Annotated in this window: 17 protein-coding genes; 11 read left to right on the forward strand and 6 right to left on the reverse strand. The window is 72.3% G+C overall.

Annotated features, from left to right (window positions below; all coding sequences use genetic code 11):
* Nucleotides 1-2: 2 nt before the first annotated feature.
* Together BJY16_RS11195 and proB are read right to left on the reverse strand one after the other, a co-directional pair.
* A complete protein-coding gene (locus tag BJY16_RS11195; RefSeq protein ID WP_185039378.1) occupies nucleotides 3-1,244 on the reverse strand; it encodes a glutamate-5-semialdehyde dehydrogenase in 1,242 nt (413 codons plus the stop codon).
* 19 nt (nucleotides 1,245-1,263) lie between these two features.
* Complete coding sequence (gene proB / locus BJY16_RS11200) at nucleotides 1,264-2,376, reverse strand: glutamate 5-kinase (RefSeq protein ID WP_185039379.1); 1,113 nt, start codon at nucleotides 2,374-2,376, stop codon at nucleotides 1,264-1,266.
* 62 nt (nucleotides 2,377-2,438) lie between these two features.
* Here proB and BJY16_RS11205 point away from each other — a divergent pair, with 62 nt between their 5' ends.
* The 3 genes from BJY16_RS11205 (at nucleotide 2,439) to BJY16_RS11215 (ending at nucleotide 5,131) form a co-directional block, all read left to right on the forward strand.
* Nucleotides 2,439-2,762, forward strand: a complete 324-nt coding sequence (locus tag BJY16_RS11205; RefSeq protein WP_185039381.1) for an MGMT family protein — start codon at nucleotides 2,439-2,441, stop codon at nucleotides 2,760-2,762.
* A complete protein-coding gene (locus BJY16_RS11210; RefSeq protein ID WP_185039382.1) occupies nucleotides 2,740-3,546 on the forward strand; it encodes a class I SAM-dependent methyltransferase in 807 nt (268 codons plus the stop codon). The genes BJY16_RS11205 and BJY16_RS11210 overlap by 23 nt, the downstream gene beginning before the upstream one ends.
* A gap of 367 nt (nucleotides 3,547-3,913) precedes the next feature.
* The gene (locus BJY16_RS11215; protein WP_311775284.1) at nucleotides 3,914-5,131 is read left to right on the forward strand and encodes an IS110 family RNA-guided transposase; all 1,218 of its coding nucleotides are present in this window, start codon (nucleotides 3,914-3,916) and stop codon (nucleotides 5,129-5,131) included.
* 65 nt (nucleotides 5,132-5,196) lie between these two features.
* Here BJY16_RS11215 and BJY16_RS11220 read toward each other — a convergent pair whose 3' ends face one another.
* Nucleotides 5,197-5,883 carry a TetR/AcrR family transcriptional regulator gene (locus BJY16_RS11220; RefSeq protein ID WP_185039384.1) on the reverse strand — a complete coding sequence of 229 codons (687 nt, stop codon included), beginning with the start codon at nucleotides 5,881-5,883 and terminating at the stop codon, nucleotides 5,197-5,199.
* Between the two features lie 102 nt (nucleotides 5,884-5,985).
* On the opposite strand from BJY16_RS11220, the gene BJY16_RS11225 reads away from it, so the two are divergent.
* The gene (locus BJY16_RS11225) at nucleotides 5,986-6,912 is read left to right on the forward strand and encodes an NAD-dependent epimerase/dehydratase family protein (protein ID WP_185039386.1); all 927 of its coding nucleotides are present in this window, start codon (nucleotides 5,986-5,988) and stop codon (nucleotides 6,910-6,912) included.
* 18 nt (nucleotides 6,913-6,930) lie between these two features.
* Here BJY16_RS11225 and BJY16_RS11230 read toward each other — a convergent pair whose 3' ends face one another.
* The gene (locus BJY16_RS11230) at nucleotides 6,931-8,322 is read right to left on the reverse strand and encodes a gamma-glutamyltransferase (RefSeq protein ID WP_185039388.1); all 1,392 of its coding nucleotides are present in this window, start codon (nucleotides 8,320-8,322) and stop codon (nucleotides 6,931-6,933) included.
* Nucleotides 8,323-8,370: 48 nt separating this feature from the next.
* Between BJY16_RS11230 and BJY16_RS11235 the strand changes: the two genes are divergently transcribed.
* The 5 genes from BJY16_RS11235 (at nucleotide 8,371) to BJY16_RS11255 (ending at nucleotide 13,324) form a co-directional block, all read left to right on the forward strand.
* On the forward strand, nucleotides 8,371-9,702 hold the full coding sequence (locus BJY16_RS11235) for an MFS transporter (RefSeq protein WP_185039390.1): 1,332 nt from the start codon (nucleotides 8,371-8,373) through the stop codon (nucleotides 9,700-9,702).
* Complete coding sequence (locus BJY16_RS11240) at nucleotides 9,699-11,120, forward strand: pyridoxal phosphate-dependent decarboxylase family protein (RefSeq protein WP_185039392.1); 1,422 nt, start codon at nucleotides 9,699-9,701, stop codon at nucleotides 11,118-11,120. Before BJY16_RS11235 ends, BJY16_RS11240 begins: the two co-directional genes overlap by 4 nt.
* Nucleotides 11,121-11,318: 198 nt before the next feature.
* Nucleotides 11,319-11,471 (forward strand): hypothetical protein, encoded by a 153-nt coding sequence (locus BJY16_RS11245; protein ID WP_260418276.1) that lies wholly within the window; start codon nucleotides 11,319-11,321, stop codon nucleotides 11,469-11,471.
* Between the two features lie 4 nt (nucleotides 11,472-11,475).
* Nucleotides 11,476-12,012: an NADH-quinone oxidoreductase subunit B gene (locus BJY16_RS11250; protein ID WP_185039394.1), complete on the forward strand. Its 537-nt coding sequence runs from the start codon at nucleotides 11,476-11,478 to the stop codon at nucleotides 12,010-12,012.
* 10 nt (nucleotides 12,013-12,022) lie between these two features.
* Nucleotides 12,023-13,324 carry a DUF2252 domain-containing protein gene (locus BJY16_RS11255; protein WP_185039395.1) on the forward strand — a complete coding sequence of 434 codons (1,302 nt, stop codon included), beginning with the start codon at nucleotides 12,023-12,025 and terminating at the stop codon, nucleotides 13,322-13,324.
* A gap of 6 nt (nucleotides 13,325-13,330) precedes the next feature.
* Here the strand turns inward: BJY16_RS11255 and BJY16_RS11260 are convergent, their stop codons facing one another.
* Nucleotides 13,331-14,257, reverse strand: coding sequence for a hypothetical protein (locus BJY16_RS11260; RefSeq protein WP_185039397.1), 927 nt, complete (start codon nucleotides 14,255-14,257; stop codon nucleotides 13,331-13,333).
* Nucleotides 14,254-14,790, reverse strand: a complete 537-nt coding sequence (locus tag BJY16_RS11265) for an RNA polymerase sigma factor (RefSeq protein ID WP_239178056.1) — start codon at nucleotides 14,788-14,790, stop codon at nucleotides 14,254-14,256. The genes BJY16_RS11260 and BJY16_RS11265 overlap by 4 nt, the downstream gene beginning before the upstream one ends.
* A gap of 73 nt (nucleotides 14,791-14,863) precedes the next feature.
* On the opposite strand from BJY16_RS11265, the gene BJY16_RS11270 reads away from it, so the two are divergent.
* Together BJY16_RS11270 and BJY16_RS11275 are read left to right on the forward strand one after the other, a co-directional pair.
* A complete protein-coding gene (locus BJY16_RS11270; RefSeq protein ID WP_239178054.1) occupies nucleotides 14,864-15,658 on the forward strand; it encodes an NADH-quinone oxidoreductase subunit C in 795 nt (264 codons plus the stop codon).
* Nucleotides 15,658-16,617, forward strand: coding sequence for a complex I subunit 1/NuoH family protein (locus BJY16_RS11275; protein ID WP_185039399.1), 960 nt, complete (start codon nucleotides 15,658-15,660; stop codon nucleotides 16,615-16,617). The genes BJY16_RS11270 and BJY16_RS11275 overlap by 1 nt, the downstream gene beginning before the upstream one ends.
* Nucleotides 16,618-16,672 lie beyond the last annotated feature (55 nt).

Here is a 16,672-nt window from a genome sequence, read left to right on the forward strand (position 1 = left end):
GCTCAGCGGGTGTGCCCGTTGCCGGTCACGATGTATTTCGTCGAGGTCAGCTCGGGCAGCCCCATCGGCCCGCGGGCGTGCAGCTTCTGCGTCGAGATGCCGATCTCGGCGCCGAAGCCGAACTCGCCGCCGTCGGTGAACCGGGTCGACGCGTTCACCACCACGGCGGCCGCGTCCACGCCGGCCACGAAGCGCCGGGTCGCGCCGAGCGACTCACTGACGATCGCCTCGGTGTGCCCGGTGCCCCACTGCCGGATGTGGTCCAGCGCGTCGTCCAGCGAGTCGACCACCGCGACCGCGATGTCGGCCGACAGATATTCCCGGCCCCAGTCCTGCTCGGTCGCCGGGACCACGTCGTCGCTGTACCCGGCCACCCGCGGGTCGCCGTGCACGGTGACGCCCCGGGCGCCCAGCTCCTCCAGCACCAGCGGCAGGAACGAGTCGGCGATCTCCACGTGCACCAGCAGCGACTCGGCGGCGTTGCACACCGAGTTCCGCTGGGTCTTCGAGTTGATCGTGATGGCCAGCGCTTTCTCCAGGTCGGCGTCGGCGTCCACGTAGACGTGGCAGTTGCCCACGCCGGTCTCGATCACCGGCACCGTGGACTGCTCGACCACCGTCTTGATCAGGTCGGCGCCGCCGCGCGGGATCAGCACGTCGACCAGGCCGCGGGCGCGCATCAGCTCCTTGACCGAGTCGCGGGTGGTGGCGTCCAGCAGCTGGATGGTGTTGGTCGGCAGGCCGGCGTCGGCGACCGCCTTGCGCAGCACCGCGACGATCGCCGCGTTCGACGAGAAGGCCGAGCGGGAGCCGCGCAGCAGCGCCGCGTTGCCCGACTTGAGGCAGATGCCGGCGGCGTCGGCGGTCACGTTCGGCCGGCCCTCGTAGATCATGCCGACCACCCCGAACGGCACCCGGACCTGCCGCAGCTCCAAGCCGTTGGCCAGGGTGGAGCCGCGCACCACGTCACCGATCGGGTCCGGCAGGGCGGCGAGCTGACGCAGGCCGTCGGCCATCGCGGCGACCCGCTCCGGGCTGAGCGCGAGCCGGTCGATGATCGCCTCGGAGGTGCCGTTCTCCCGGGCGTTCGCCACGTCCACCGCGTTCGCGTGGACGATGTCGTCGGTGCGCTCGACCAGGCGGTCGGCCATCAGCAGCAGCGCCGCGTCCTTCTCCGCGCGGGTGGCCCCGGCCAGGTCGATGGCGGCGATCCGGGCCGCGGCCGCCTGCTCCAGCACGCTCATGGCAAAACCTTCCTGACAGTCAGAGGAGGACGAGGTCGTCACGGTGGACCACCTCTCGTTCATAGCCCGGACCGAGCGCCGCGGCCAGTTCCGGAGTGGACCGGCCGAGCAGCGCCGGCAGCTCCACCGCGTCGTAGTTGACCAGGCCACGGGCGACCGGGGTGCCGGAACCGGCGTCCACCAGGTCGACCGGGTCGCCGGCCGCGAACGAGCCGTCCACCGCGGTGATCCCGGCCGGCAGCAGCGACTTGCGCCGGGCCACCACGGCGGCGACCGCGCCCTCGTCCAGGTGCAGCCGGCCGCGCGGCGCGGTGGCGTGGGCCAGCCAGAACAGCCGGGCGGTGGGCCGGCTGGCGGACGCCTCGAAGAGCGTGCCGACCTCGTCACCGGCCAGTGCCGGCGCGGCCAGCGGGGCGGCGGTCAGCACCACCGGGATGCCGAAACCGGTGGCGATCCGGGCCGCCTCCACCTTGGTGACCATGCCGCCGGTGCCGACCCCGGACCTGCCGGCCGAGCCGATCGTCACCCCGGCCAGGTCGGCGTCGTCGCGGACCAGCGGGATCCGCCGGGCGGCCGGGTCGGACGGGCTGCCGGTGTAGAGGGCGTCCACATCGGAGAGCAGCACCAGCAAGTCGGCCTGAACCAGGGCGGCGACCAGGGCGGCCAGCCGGTCGTTGTCGCCGAACCGGATCTCCTCGGTGGCCACCGTGTCGTTCTCGTTGACGATCGGCAGGGCGCCCAGGTCCAGCAGCTTGCGCAGCGTCCGGTACGCGTTCCGGTAGTGCGCCCGCCGGGTCACGTCGTCCACGGTGAGCAGCACCTGCGCCACGGTCAGGCCGTGCCGGGCGAAGCCCGCGGTGTACCGCCCGATCAGCAGGCCCTGGCCGACCGCGGCGGCGGCCTGCTGGGTGGCCAGGTCCCGGGGCCGGCGGCGCAGCTGCAACGGGGCCAGCCCGGCGGCGATCGCGCCGCTGGAGACCAGGACCACCTCACGACCCTCGCCGGCCAGCCCGCCCAGGACGTCGACCAGGCTGTCCAACCGCTGCTCATCGATGCCGCCCGCCGCCGTGGTCAGCGAGGACGACCCCACCTTGACCACGATCCGGCGCGCACCGGTCACCACTTCCCGCACTCGGCCCATTCTGCTCGGCCGCCCGGTGCCGGACCGCCGCGGATCCCATATCGTGGCCGGTGATGACACCCGAGGAGTACGTCGAAGCGGTCCTCACCCTGGTCGAGAGCATCCCGGAGGGCCGGGTGATGTCGTACGGCGCGATCGCCGACGCGCTGGCCGAGCGCTCCGGCCGCAACTCGCCCCGGCAGATCGGCGGCATCATGGCCCGGCACGGTGGCGGGGTGCCCTGGCACCGGGTGGTGACCAGCGCCGGGCGGCTGCCGCCCGGCCACGAACGGGAGGCGCGGGCGCGGCTGCTGGCCGAGGGCGTACCGTTGCGCGGCGACCGGGTAAGGATCGACGAGGCCGGGTGGGCACCTGATGGAGACCGGACAGGCGAGTAGGACCGCGTACAGCGCGGCGCGGTACCGCGCCGCACACCAGGTGCTGGAGCACGGGTCGATCTTCCGCGACCCGCTCGCCCTGCGGGTGCTCGGCGCCGACGCGGAGGATCTGGCCCGGGACGCGCCGCGCCGCGGGATGCGCCTGTTCATCGCGGCCCGGCACCGCTTCGCCGAGGACCACCTGGCGGCTGCGGTGTCCCGGGGCGTCGGCCGGCTCGTGGTGCTGGGCGCCGGGCTCGACACCTTCGCCTATCGCAACCCGCACCCGGGCCTGCAGGTGACCGAGATCGATCACCCGGACACCCAGGCCTGGAAACGCGAGCGGCTGGCCCGGGCCGGCATCGCGATGCCGGCCGGCTTGCGATATGTCGGGATCGACTTCGAGAAGGAGAGCCTCGCCGACCGCCTGGACCTGGACGAGCCGGCGTTCTTCCTCTGGCTGGGCGTGGCGCCGTACCTGACGGCGGAGGCGTTTGCCGAGACGCTGGGCTGCATCGGGGGGCGAGTGGGCAACGAGGTCGCCTTCGACTACGCCCAGTCGCCGGAGCGGATGCCGGCCGAGCGGCGTGCCGCCCTGGAGGCCCGCGCCGCCCGGGTCGCCAAGCTCGGCGAACCGTGGCTGAGCTTCGCCGAGCCCGAGGAGATCGCCGCCGACCTCGACAAACTCGGCTTCGCCGAGATCGAGGACCTGGGCCCGGCCCAGCTCGCGGCCCGCTACTTCAACCGCCCGGACGTCCCCGCGGAAACCCCCGGCGGCCACGTCCTGCACGCCCGCCGCCGCTGACCCGCGCCCGCCGCCCCCGGCCCGAGCCCGAGCCCGCCGACCGAGACCCCGCTATCGTCCGGCTTCGCTCCGCGCCCGGCGGTTTTGATCTCCGGAACCACCCGCGGGCAGTAAAGGGTGCGGCGATCGCTCTGGACGCGCCAGCGGCCAGATCGCCACGCCCGGCCCGCGCTACTTAAAGAGAATTTGGTGTACGACCGCGGCCCGGCCAGGCTTGGTCGAGGTGATCGGTAGGGTGCTCAGGCCCGCGCTGCCCACTCATATGGCGGGGTGTGGCTCTCTCCCGGCTTGGACCCTGCCGGTCACCGTGGCGCGGAGTGGCTGAAGAGGGGTTTGCCCAGCTGTAAGTAGCGTTGCCCTCCCGCTGGTGTGGTTCTGCCGCGACGACGGGAAGGTCAACGGGTACATGGGTCAGCTGATCATTGGAGTCGATCCGCACAAGCGGTCCGCGACGATCGAGATCATCAACGAGCGTGAACAGGTGCTGGCCCGTGGCAGGTACGGCACCGACACCGGTGGCTACCAGCAGATGCTCGCCGCCGGCCGCCGTCACGCCGGCCGGGTGTGGGCGGTCGAGGGCTGTAACGGCATCGGCCGGCACCTGGCCCAGCGGCTGGTCGCCGACGGCGAAACCGTGCTGGACGTCCCGGCGAAACTCGCCGCGAAAGCCCGCAACTTTGACACCGGGCACGGCCGTAAAACCGACGGTCACGACGCGCACCACATCGCGGTGACCGCCCTGCGCACCCCGGGCCTGCGCCGCGTTCACGCCGACGGCGCCACCGTCGCGCTGCGGCTGCTGGCCGACCGCCGCGACCAGCTCGGCGCCACCCGCACCGAGACCATCAACCGGCTGCACCAGCTACTGCTCGAACTGATCCCCGGCGGCGCGAAGAAGAACCTGACCACCGACCAGGCCCGCACCCTGCTCGAACGCGTCAGCGTCCCGGCCGGCGACATCGTCACCGCCACCCGCTATCAGCTGGCCGGCGACCTGGCCGACGAGCTCACCACCCTGGACACCAAGATCAAAGCAGCCAACCGGCAGCTGAAGACCGTGCTGGCCGCCACCGGCACCCAGCTGACCAGCCTCAACGGCATCGGCCCCTCCGGCGCCGCCCGCCTGCTCGGCGACATCGGCGACATCAGCCGCTTCCCGACCCGCGGGCACTTCGCCACCTGGAACGGCACCGCCCCCATCGACGTGTCCTCCGGCGACAACCATCATCACCGGCTCAACCGGGCCGGGAACCGGCGCATCAACCGGGTCCTGCACATCATGGCCATCACCCAGCTCCGCTTCGACACCCCCGGCCGCGCCTACTACCAGCGCAAACGCGCCGAAGGCAAAACCGCGATGGAAGCCATGCGAGCGTTGAAACGACGCCTGTCCGACACCGTCTACCGCCAAATGATCAAAGACGACCACACGGCACAACAGACAGCGACGGGTCCGGGAGGACACACGGGGGCGACTCTGAACTCCAGCGCGGCCGACCCAAACCCCAAGATCGACACTTCGGAAAAGTCACAACCCGGACCCGCCAACCACCACCCTAAAACACCCCTCACACCAACCCCTTGACAGAGGGGTGCCGGGAGCATGCGATCCGCACCCGAGCGGACCGGCGTACCGGAAGAATGTGATCTTCAGCTGGAAAGGCCCGCGAACTTCGCCGTCGCGTGCATCTGCCACTCGAAGAAGCCGCGGCGATCGTCTTCGATCGTGTTGTTCAGCTGCCCGAAGAGCTCCGCGCTGATCGCCCCGCAGAGGTGCAGGAAGCCATACATCGTCGCCCCCACCAGGTGCGCCGGCACGTCCGGGCCGAAATGCTGGGCGACCGCGGCCATCTCCGCCCCGAACCGCCCCTTAGGCTGCTCCGGGACCCCGGTGAGCCGCCCGGCCTGCAGGGCGTCCCGCAGCGTCTCGGCGAGCAGCATGATCACCCGGATGGCCGGCTCGATGGTGTCCTGCGGCGCCTGGTAACCCGGCACCGGGCTGCCGTAGATGAGCGCCCACTGGTGCGGGTTGGCCAGCGCCCAGTCCCGCACCGCGTGTCCGATCGTGATCCAGCGCGCCCCCGGGTCGGCGACCGGCGTGGCGGCGTGCGCGGCGGCCTCGCCGACCGCCTCGTAGGCGTCGATGATCAGCGCGGTGAGCAGCTCGTCCCGGCTGGCGAAGTAGCGGTACACCGCGGACGAGGCCATCCCCAGGTCGCGCGCGACGGCCCGTAACGAGAGGTTGGCCCCGTCGGTTGCCAGGTGGCGCCGGGCCACCTGCTTGATCTCTTCGGTCATCTCGGCCCGGACCCGGGCGCGCAGGTTGGCGGCACTCATGGGGGTCAGTGTGCCACAACGAGAGCACTGCTCTTGCGAAGCCGCGGGAAAACTGGCATCGTTGTTCTCGACAGAGAGCACTGCTCGCAAAGGAGAACAGTTATGTCGCACGTGATCATCGGTTCCGGTCCGATCGGCTCCGGCGTCGCCCGGATCCTGGCCGAGCAGGGCGAGCGGGTCCGCGTGGTGACCCGCAGCGGCAGCGGCCCGGAGCACCCGCTGATCGAGCGGGTCGCCGCCGACGCCGCCGACGCCGGCCGGCTGACCGAGCTGTCCCGCGACGCCGAGGTGATCTACAACTGTGCGAACCCGAAGTACACCGAGTGGGCCGACAAGTGGTTCCCGATGAACGACGCGATGATCGCCGCGGCCAAGGCGTCCGGCGCGGTCTACGCGATCACCGGGAACCTGTACGGCTACGGCCCGCAGCCGGGCGGCCGGATGACCGAGCGCACCCCGCTCGCCGCGACCGGCCGCAAGGGCCGGATCCGGATCAAGATGTGGGAGGACGCGCTGGCCAGCGGCGTCCGTACGGTCGAGGTCCGCGCCTCGGACTACGTCGGCGCCGGCGCGGTCAGCACGCTGTCCGCGGTGCTGCTGCCGGCGATCACCAAGGGCCGCACGGCCTGGGCGCCGGGCGACGTCGACGCGCCGCACACCTTCACCTACACCGGTGACATGGCCCGCGCGCTGGTCACTCTGGCCCGCGACGAGCGGGCGTTCGGCCAGGCGTGGCACGTGCCGTCCGGCCCGGCGATCACGATGCGCGAGCTGGCCCAGCGGTACTGCGCGGTGGCCGGCGTGCCGCAGGTGACGGTGCGCAGCCTGCCGCGGTTCGTGATGCGCACGGCCGGCCTGGTGGTGCCGATCGCCCGCGAGCTGGCCGAGATGGACTACCAGTTCTACGCGCCGTTCCACATGGACAGCTCGCTCACCGAGCGGACCTTCGGCCTGGCCCCGACCGACCTGGAGGTGGCGCTGCGGGAGACCGCCGCCGCGTCCGAGGCGACCGCCGCCCGCCGGATGTGACCGGCGCCGAAGCAGGCGTTAGAGGAGCAGCCCGACGCCGCCGCGGCGTGGGTCGCCCGCGGCGCCGGCCGGGCCGACCGCGGTCACCCCGCCGAAGTAGTGGTTGAGGTCCGGCCACTCGACCACCTGCCACCCGGCCTCGCGCAGCACGGTCAGCTCGTCCACCGAGCACCCGTGCTCGGCGTGGATGGTGTCCTCCACCGCGTGGAACCGGGGCCGGGCGATCGCGTCCGCCACGTCCAGGCCGTCCACCAGCACCCCGAGCAGCGTGTCCACCAGCGCGGTACGGATCCGCGAGGCGCCCGCCGAGCCGGCCGCCACGGCGAGCGAGTCGTCCGGGCCGATCACCACCAGCGGGCACATGTAGGACGACATCCGCCGCCCGGGCACCAGCTCCTCGGTGAGCAGCTCGCCCTCGCCGAGCATCGAGTTCAGGTTGATCCCCAGCCCGGGCAGCCACACCCCGGCGCCCAGCCCGAGCGTCGTGGTGATCACGCAGGCGTTGCCCTCCGGGTCGACCACCGAGACGTTCGTGGTGTCGCCCAGCCGCTGCGCCCCGAGGTTGCGCAGCGCGGCGGCGACCCCGGCGGCGCGGCCCGGGCGGGACAGGTCGGCCGGCAGCGCGCCGATCGTGTCCACCGTCCGGTTCAGGTCGTGCCGGGCGCAGACCCGGTAATCGCCCAGCCGAGCGTTGTCCACCGGCGCCTCGGCCACCCGGTAACTGGCCAGGTCGGCCGGGCCGAGCGTGCCGCCGGCCTCGCGGACCGTGGCGACCAGCAGATCCGCGTACTCCCCGGTGTAGAACACCTCCGGCCCGTCCGCCGCGAGCGCGTCCATCGCGGTGGCCAGGCCGTGGTGGAAGAGCAGCTCGTCGCTCTCCAGCAGGCGGCCGCCCGGCTGGTAGGGCGCGGCGCCGTCGCCGTAGGCCAGCGCCGGCGCGCACGACTTCAGCGTGCGGGCGTGCGCGGCCGGCAGCAGCACGCCGGTCCGGGCCAGGCCGGCCGCCGGGGCGACCACCTCCGACCAGGGCAGCCGGCCCCAGCGCCGGTGCACCTCACCCAGCCCGGCGGGTACCCCCGGCACGGCCACGCTGGCCCCGCCGATCGAGTAGATCTGTGGCAGCCCGCCGAAGAACACGTCCACCGCGACCATCGGCTCCGGCTTCCGGTCCCCGTCCAGACCCGGCACCGCGACGAAGAAGTCCAGACAGGTGACCTCGCCGGTGCGCGCGTCGAAGTAGGTGGCGAACCCGCCACCACCGATCCCGGTATAGATCGTCTCGGCGACGCAGCAGGCCAGAACGGCGGCGACCGCCGCGTCGGCGGCGGTGCCGCCCGCTTCGAGAATCCGCACTCCGGTGCGGGCGGTCGCCGGATGGCTCGCGGCGACGCCGGCCGCAACGCTTCCCATGCGGCGAGCGTAGGCGGCAACGCCCGATCATGGTTACGATGCGCGTCGATGACGCCCACCGGTCCCTCTCCCGTGGTAATCCGGGCGAGTGTCCTGCCCAGGCCTGTTTTGGCTGGGTATGCGCTCGGTTCCCTGGTCACCGGCGCCTTCGGGACGGTGCCCGGATTGTTGCTTCTGCCGTATCTGACCGACACGCTGGGTGTTGCAGCCGGTGTATCCGGGCTCCTCGTGCTGCTGCCGAAGGCGTGGGACGTCCTGGTCAACCCGCTGGCCGGCCGGATCTCCGACCGGACCGGCTCCCGGCGGCCGTTTCTGCTGGTCGCGGGCCTGCTGCTGAGCGTGCTGTTCGCGGCGATCTTCGCGGCGCCGTTCGCCGGCGTGGCTGCCTCCGCCACCTACGTCGCGGTCGCCTTCCTCGCCGCGGCCACCGCCTACGCCTTCTTCCAGGTGCCCTACGTCGCGATGCCGGCCGAGCTGACCGACGGCTACGGCGAGCGGACCCGGCTGATGACCTGGCGGGTCGCCGTCCTGGCGCTGGCCATCCTGATCTCCGGCGCGCTGGCGCCGCTGATCGTCGAGACGACCGGCGGGGGCCGGATCGGCCACCGGTGGGCCGGGTTGTTCGTCGCCGCGCTGATCGCGGTGGGCACGGTCGGCACCTTCTTCGGTACGCGCCGAGCCGAGTCCCGCACCGCCCGGGAGGCCGAGCCGAGCCTCGTCGCCCAGCTGCGCGTCGCCTCCGGGAACGCCCCGTTCCGCGCGTTGCTGCTGTGCTGGATCGTGCAGGCGGCCGGGATCGGCACCATGCTGGCCGGGGTGCAGTACTTCGCCGACCACGTGCTGCGCCAGGAGACCGGCGGGACGTTCCTGTTCGCCGCGTTCGTCGGCCCGGCGCTGCTGGTCATGCCGCTCTGGACGGCGATCGGCAAGCGGTGGGGCAAGCTCCGCTCGCTGATCGCCGCCTCGCTGCTCTTCGCGGCCGGCGCTCTGCTGCTGCTCAGCGCCGAGGTGCTGCCCGCGGTGCCGGTCTACCTGATCGTCGCGCTGGTCGGCGCCGGATACGCCGGCCAGCAGGTGTTCGCGATGGCCATGCTGCCGGACTGCATCGCCTTCGACACCGCGCGCACCGGCCGCCGGCAGGCCGGCGTGTTCACCGGCCTGTGGACCGCGGGGGAGACCCTCGGCCTGGCCCTGGGTCCCGGCATCTACGCCCTGATGCTGCAGGTCTTCGGCTACGTCTCGTCGGCGACCGGGGAGGCGGCCGTGCAGGACGGCACCGCGCGGCTCGGCGTGCTGCTCGGCTTCACCGTGCTTCCGGCGCTGCTGGTCGGCGCCGGGGTCGTGCTGCTCCGCGGCTACCAGGAGAGGATCAACCCATGATCGACGCGCTTCCGGAGAAGGGCGTGCCGGCCGACCAGATCCTCTCGGAGCTGCGCGGGTTGCGGTCCGCCGATCTGCCCACGCACGGCGGGCGGCTTTTCGCGTACGTCTACGACCCGGCCGTGGCCGGCCTGGATGAGCTGGCGCGGCAGGCGTACGCGCTCTCCGCCTCGGTCAACGGCCTCGACCCGACCGCCTTCCCGTCCCTGCTGGCCATGGAGAACGCGCTGGTCGGCGCGGCCGCCCGGCTGCTCGGCGGGGACGACGCCACGGTCGGCAGCGTGACCAGCGGCGGCACCGAGTCGCTGATCCTGGCGGTGAAGGCGGCCCGGGACGCGCACCCGTCGATCCGCGATCCGCGCCTGGTCGTGCCGTCCACGGCGCACGCGGCGTTCGCCAAAGCGGCGCACTACCTGCGGGTCGGGCTCGACGTCGTGCCGGTGAAGGACCTCCGGGCGGACCCTTCGCTGATCTCCGCGGCGATCGGGCCGGACACCGTGCTGGTCGCCGCCTCCGCCCCGTCGTACGCACACGGCGTGGTCGACCCGATCCCCGCCATCGCCGCCGTCGCCGCCGCACATGGCGTGCGCTTCCACGTCGACGCCTGCTTCGGCGGCTGGATCCTGCCCTACCTGCGGCGGCTCGGCGCCGACCTGCCGCCGTTCGACCTGTCCGTGCCCGGCGTCACCAGCATCTCGGTCGACCTGCACAAGTACGCGTACGCGCCGAAGGGCGTCTCGATCCTGCTGCACGCCAGCGAGGAGCTGCGCCGCCCGCAGTACTTCGCCTACGCCGACTGGCCCGGCTACACCATGATCAACCCGGTCATCTCGTCCACCCGCTCCGGCGGGCCGATCGCCGCGGCCCTGGCCACCCTGCGCTCCCTCGGCGACGCCGGCTACCTGGAGCTGGCCGCCGCGACCCGGGAGGCGGTCGGCATCCTCGCCGACGCGGTCACCGCCGTCGACGGAGTCCGCCTGTACGCGCCGCCGGAGACCAGCGTGGTCTGCCTGGCCTCGGCCGGCGTCGACCTGTTCGTGCTGGCCGACGAGCTGGCCGCGCGCGGCTGGCACACCCAGCCGCAGATGGCGTACCGCGAGCTGCCCCCGACCATCCACCTCACGGTGACCGCGTCGGTCCGCGACACGGCGGCGTCGTTCGCGTCGGACCTCTCCGACGCGGTCGCGGCCGCGGAGGCGCGCGGGCCCGTCCAGGTCCCGGACCTGCCGCCGCTCTCGCCCGAGATGATCACCCCGGACTTCATCGCCGGCCTAGCCGCCGGCCTGGGCCTGGGCGGCGGCGACTTCAGCCGGATGGCCGAGGTGAACACGCTGCTGAACGCCGCCCCACCGGCGTTGCGGGAGGCTTTGCTGACCGGCTTCCTGAGCCTGCTCCAACGCCCGGCGCAAGGTGCTTGACGCTATTGATGCGTCACCGCCCCGGGACACCGGACCCGCTCCATCGCCTACACCGCGCCCAAATGCCCAGGAAGTTCCCGGGCTGATCAGCGAATTCGTCGACTGGCTGAACGCCGAGGACGGGCCTGGATCAGATTCCACCTCACCGCCTATCACCACCAGCAGGCGCAACTGGTGCAGGGCCAGGCTGAACGCGACTTGCGCGACTTGGCCGCCGCCGGGCTGCTGGAACCGGTGGGCCGCACTCGAGCCCGCTTCTACACCGAGGGGCCGAACTTTCCGGAGCGGGTCCTGGAGGTGGCGCGTCGCCCGATGACGCTGACCGAGCCGTACGCGAATGCAGTAGGTTGAGCCGATGGCCCTTCCTGGCGTGCTCGGTGAACCCATCCGGTTCGTGCTGAACTGGGGGCGCCGCTATTCGCTGTGGGTGTTCAACTTCGGGCTGGCCTGCTGCGCGATCGAGTTCATCGCGTCCAGCATGAGCCGGCACGACTTCATGCGGCTCGGGGTGATCCCGTTCGCGCACGGGCCGCGGCAGGCCGACCTGATGGTGGTCTCCGGCACGGTCACCGACAAGATGGCCCCGGCGATCAAGCGGCTCTACGACCAGATGCCGGAGCCGAAATACGTCATCTCGTTCGGCTCCTGCTCGAACTGCGGCGGACCGTACTGGGACTCCTACTCGGTCACCAAGGGCGTCGACCAGATCATCCCGGTGGACGTCTACGTCCCGGGCTGCCCGCCCCGCCCGGAGGCCCTGCTGCACGGCATCCTCCGCCTGCAGGAGAAGATCGCCGCCGAGCAGTCCGGCCCGGGTGGCGTGTCCCGCCCGGACCCGTTGCTGAAGGACGCGGCCGCGTTAACCGCTCCGGTGGTGGCTCCGCCGGTCTAGCGTGATCGGCATGAGCGACGCGTCTCGTGCTGACTTCATCGTCGACGTCCTGGCTCGTGAGTTCGGCGAGCTGATGGCGATCGACCCGGCGGCGTTCCGCCGCAAGTTCCGGAAGATGGCGGCCTCCCCGTTCGCGTTCTACCGGGGCAGCGCGTCGCTGTTCTACGCCGACCAGGTCGGTGACCACCGGGACGACAGTTTTCTCGACGAGCGGACCAGCCGGGTGTGGATCCACGGTGACCTGCACGCGGAGAACTTCGGGACGTACATGAATTCGTCCGGCCGGCTGGTCTTCAACGTCAACGACTTCGACGAGGCGTACGTCGGGCCGTTCTCCTGGGATCTGAAACGCTTCGCGGCCAGCGTGGCGCTGATCGGTTACTCCAAGGCGCTCTCCGACGACAACATCTCCGCGCTGGTCACCGCGTTCGCCGAGTCCTACCTGACCGAGCTGCGGGCGATCGCGCACGGCGGCGACGACGCGATCGGCTCGATCACCTTGGAGAACGCGACCGGGGCGCTGCGCCGGGTGCTCCAGGAGGCCCGGCTGAACACCCGGGTCGACCTGCTCAGCGCGCAGACCACGATCGACGAGTACGAGCGCCGGTTCTCCGTCGGCGAGGGCGTCTACGAGGTCGACGAGGCCACCGCCGCCCAGGTCACCGACGCCTTCCAGCAGTACCTGGGCACCCTGCCGGACGCCGGCCGGAGCATCTCGACGCACATCAAGGACATCAAGCTGCGCAAGGGCGTCGGCATCGGCTCGGCCGGCCTGCCCTCCTACAACCTGCTGCTCGAGGGTCACACCGAGGCCCTGGAGAACGACGTGGTCATCTACATGAAGCAGGCGCAGGTCCCGGCCGTCGCCCGGTGGATCGACGACGACCGGGTGCGGTCCTACTTCAAGCACCAGGGCCACCGGACCGCCGAGTCGCAGCGGGCGCTGCAGGCGCACGCCGACCCGTGGCTGGGCTTCACCGAGCTGGACGGCGTCGGCCAGCTGGTCGCCGAGGTGTCGCCCTATGCCGCCGACCTGGACTGGTCGGATGTCAACGAGCCGGAGGAGCTGTCCGGGGTGGTCACCGACCTGGGCCGCGCGGTGGCCCGGATGCACTCGGTCGCCGACGACGAGTCCAGCCACGACCTGGTGGACTTCTCCACCGAGGAGGCGATCGTCGCGGTGGTCGACCGGGACCCGGCGGGTTTCGTCGCGCACCTGGTCGATTTCGCCCACCGGTACGGCGACCAGGCCCGCGAGGACCACCAGGACTTCGTCGACGTGTTCCGCAACGGCCGCATCCCCGGCCTGTGAGCCCGCTCAGCGCGTCGTGACCCGGTAGGCCAGAGCGGCCTGCCCGAGCGCCGCGGTGGACGGCGTCATCACGATGATCATCCGTTTGGTGCCGGCCGGCACGGTGACGTCGAAGTGCCCCGCCGTCCCGTCGCACTTCCCGTCGTAGGCGGCGACCGAGGTGCTCCGCGGGTCCATCGCCGCCTCGTCGCCGATGTCCATCCGGAACGTGCCGGTGCCGGCGCAGGCCACGGTGATCCGGATGTCACCGGACGGCAGGGCGCCGTCGCCCGGGCTGGAGAGGCTGTCGAGGAAGAACGCCCGGCGCCCGGCCGGGTTCTCGCCGAGGGCCTTCTCGGCGGTCTCGGCCAGCCGCCTCATCGACACCGGGGTCATGCTGAGCGTCCACGCGACACCGACCCGGTCCAGCGCCGCCGGGTCCGGGCGGGCGTCGACGACGACCCGCTCGGTCGCTCCGGAGACGGTGAAGGTGAGCGACCTCTGGAGCGGTTCCCGGCCGCACGCCAGCGTCAGCGTCCGGCCGGCGACGTGCAGGTCGACGCTGCCCCGGTCACCCGCGCAGGCGGCGGAGAGCTGGTAGTCGCCGCGCAGCAGTCGCTTGGCGAGCAGCGGGCCGGCTGAGGCGCTCGTCCCGCCGTTCTGCAGCGCGGCGTCGTGCAGACCGATCGAGCGGGCGGCCTCCAGGGCCAGCGAGTTGCGCTGCTCCGCGGAGAGGGTGGGGGAGGGCTGGGCCGGCAGCTCCGGCGGGGACGGCAACGAGACGGCGTATCCGGCGCCCACCGCGGCCATCGCGGCCAGGCCGGCGGCCAGCGCGGTCCGCCGCACCCGCCGGCGCCGGACCGTGGCCCGGACCGCGGCCACGCCCGGCGGCGTGATCCGGGGCAGCGTCTCGGCCCGCAGGTCGGCGAAGAGGTGTTCGAGTTGGTCGGTCATCGCTCGCCTCCGGCGGTGTCGCTCATCTTCAGGCGGGCGGCCATCGCGGCCCGGCCGCGGTGCAGCCAGGACTTCACCGTGCCCTCGGCGACCCCTTCCCGGCGGGCCACCTCGCCGACCGGCATGTCCGCCAGGTAGTGCAGGACCAACGCCCGGCGCTGCGTGTCGGGCAGCTCGGCGAGCGCCGCGAGCAGCGCCACCCGGTCCGGTTCCGGCCCGTCGGCGCGCGGTTCGACGCTCGGTTGCCGGCGCAGGAAGCCGAGCGCGGTGCGGGCCCGCCGCCACCGGCTGACCGCCAGGTTCCAGGCGACCCGGCGGACCCAGGCGACCGGATCGTCGTACCGGGAAACGGTCCGCCAGCGGGCCAGGGCCCGGCAGAAAGCTTCCTGTACGACATCCTGCGCCTCCTGCCGATCGCCGAAGTAGGCGTACAACTGGACGGTCAGATCGGCGTAGTGGGCGGCGTACACCTCGTCGAACGAAGGCGGGTCGTGCGGCACGATGCTCGACGCCTCCGATCGGTGTCCGGCGATGGCTGTCACGGCGACTACACGTTCGCGCCCGGCGGCGGGTTGCAGTGCCGCCCCGGACCATAGGATGACCGCTATGACGCCCGAAGAGGTCGGAGAGCGACTGGTAGCGCTGCTGGCGACGGACGACCCGGCCCCGGGCGAGGTCACCGCGAGCGTCTCCGGCGGCGGTCCGGGCCATGCCCGCGCGGTCGTCGACGTGCCGGTCGCCCGCTGGTGGCACGCCGCCACGATCGCTCAGGACCCGGGCGCGCTGGGCTGCGACTTCTTCGACTGGCTGTCCGCGGTGGACGAGCTGGCCGACGGGTTCGACGTGGTCGCCCACCTGTGGTCGACCCGGCGCCGGCACGGCGTGCTGCTGCGGACCCGGGTGCCGCGGGCCGATCCGGAGGTGGAGTCCCTGGTGGACCTCTACCCGGGTGCGGCCTGGCACGAGCGGGAGACGCACGAGATGTTCGGCATCGTCTTCGCCCGGCACCCCGATCTGCGGCCGCTGCTGCTGCCGCCGGAGTTCGAGGGGCACCCGTTGCGCAAGGAGTTCGTGCTGGCCTCCCGGGTGGCGAAACCGTGGCCGGGCGCCAAGGAGCCGGGGGAGTCCGAGGCCGGCACGGCCAAGCGCGCCCCGATGCGCCCGCCCGGCGTCCCGGACCCGAACGAGTGGGGCCCGATGAAGGGCAAGATCCCACCGCCGGAGACCCCGGCGCGCCCGGCCCGGGGCGAGCGTCCGGCCCGAGGGGAGCGCCCGGCGCGCCCACCGAGTACCGGAAATCCGGCGGCAGCCGCGAAGCCCGCCGCGACCGACGAGGCGGCCGCAATGCCCGCCGACAAGCCCGCCGAGCAGCCGAAGACGACCGGGGAAGAGGCGAACTGATGCCGCTCTGGCTGGACCTCCTCATCCGCGTCGCCGGTGTCATGGTCGGCTTCCTGGTCCTCCCGCTGCTGGTCGGCCAGGCCGAGCACAAGGTGATGGCGCACATGCAGGGCCGGGTCGGCCCGATGTACGCCGGCGCCTTCCACGGCTGGGCCCAGCTGGTCGCCGACGGCGTCAAGTTCGTCCAGAAGGAGGACGTCCACCCGCACGGCGCCGACCGTCAGGTCTTCCGGCTGGCCCCGATCGTCGCGCTCTTCCCCTACCTGGTGGTCATCCTGACCATCCCGCTCGGCCCGCACGGCCTGGTCGCCCAGCGCCTGGACATCGGCCTCTTCCTGGTCCTGGCCGTCCTCGGGTTCGGCGTGGTCGCGGTGCTGATGTCCGCCTGGGCCTCGGCCAACAAGTACAGCCTGCTCGGCGGCCTGCGCGGCGCCGCCCAGCTGCTCGGTTACGAGCTGCCGTTGGTGCTGGCCGCGGCGAGCGTGGCGATGGCGGCCGGCACGCTGAGCCTGCCCGGCATCGTCGAGGTCTGGCGTCCGTGGTGGCTGATCTGGCAGGCCCCGGCCGCGGTGGTGTTCTTCGTGGCCGGCCTGGCCGAGATCCGCCGCCCTCCGTTCGACATGCCGATCGCCGACTCCGAGCTGGTCTTCGGCTACATGACCGAGTACACCGGCCTGCGCTTCGCGTTCTTCCTGCTCGCCGAATATGTGGGCATCATCGTGATCGCCGGCCTCACCACGGTCCTGTTCCTCGGTGGCTGGCACGGCCCGTTCAGCGATCAGCTCGGCTGGCTGTGGACCCTGCTCAAGATCGGCGCCCTGTCCTTCGTGATCATCTGGTTCCGGGTCACCTACCCGCGCCTGCGCGAGGACCAGCTGCAACGCCTCTGCTGGCTGGTCCTGGTTCCGCTGGCCCTGGCCCAGCTGGTGCTCACCGTCGCGGTGAAGTCCCTCCTTTGACAGAAGGTCGCCGGGGCGAGGTCGCGTGAGCGGGCCGGACCGGGCAGGATATGCC

This window comes from Actinoplanes octamycinicus (assembly GCF_014205225.1).
Taxonomy (GTDB): domain Bacteria; phylum Actinomycetota; class Actinomycetes; order Mycobacteriales; family Micromonosporaceae; genus Actinoplanes; species Actinoplanes octamycinicus.